Origin of the sequence: uncultured Polaribacter sp., assembly GCF_947500975.1 — a bacterium.
Lineage (GTDB): Bacteria > Bacteroidota > Bacteroidia > Flavobacteriales > Flavobacteriaceae > Polaribacter.
Genome location: NZ_CANMUE010000044.1, coordinates 1 through 892, shown reverse-complemented (window position 1 = coordinate 892; position 892 = coordinate 1). Strand labels below are relative to the sequence as shown.

At 26.0% G+C, this 892-nt stretch carries 1 protein-coding gene; it reads right to left on the bottom strand.

Annotation, left to right across the window (positions count from 1 at the left end; translation table 11 throughout):
• Window positions 1-279: 279 nt before the first annotated feature.
• Window positions 280-735, bottom strand: coding sequence for a hypothetical protein (locus Q0733_RS12950; RefSeq protein WP_298782756.1), 456 nt, complete (start codon window positions 733-735; stop codon window positions 280-282).
• Window positions 736-892: the final 157 nt, after the last annotated feature.

Here is an 892-nt window from a genome sequence, read left to right as displayed (position 1 = left end):
TATTTGAAAATAATCATTGTTTTAAACGAATTTTTTGTATGATTCTGATTTTTTCACGCAATGAATACCAACGTTTTTGTATATGGTTTGTTGCGTGTTTCAAGCAATTAATTTAGTAAATAATTACTGACCAAAAAAGTCCGCGAGGACTTTCGCAAGTAGACAATAAGCCAGCAATAAATTATATACGGTGTTGCCAATAGTATTTTTATTTATGCTATTCAATTCTTTTTTATATTCATTTCAAATTCCAACTCTTTTTGAATAGAGTATAATTTTTTATAACCTGTACTTTTTTCGAGTATTAATATATTTAATTAAATGATAAAGTAAAAAAGGAATTATAAAGTAAAAAGCAATTTTTAATATTATGCCTACATAAAACCCTCTATTTTTACCTTCATAATATTGTTTTGGAGCGTCTTTTAAAAAATAATCCCCAGTTAATTTACTTTTATATAAAGGCTGACGTTTTAAATTAAAATTCACATATTCCGAAAAAGAAACAGCAAGATTTAAGTTAGAGTTATCACTAAGCAATACACCTTCAAGATCAAATCTAAAAACATCTCCTGTTCCTTCATTTCTATCATAGGTCTGTTTTATTAAAAGAGAATCTACAATCATATATTTCTCGGGATTGTTAAAACTCTTTATATTTTTAATTTCTCTTAAATATCTATTACTTGCAATATCTAAAACTGTAATAAATATAGAACTAAAACAGAATGACACTAAAAAAAATATAATTATAAAATAAAAAACACCTTTCATATTTATTTTCAATTTCGATTGCTTGGGCTCTATATTATTGGCAACGTTTTGGTGTATTAAAAGTTGCGGTTTTGTGCGCGAGGATTTTCCGAAGGAAAATTTGAAGCAAACAAAACAG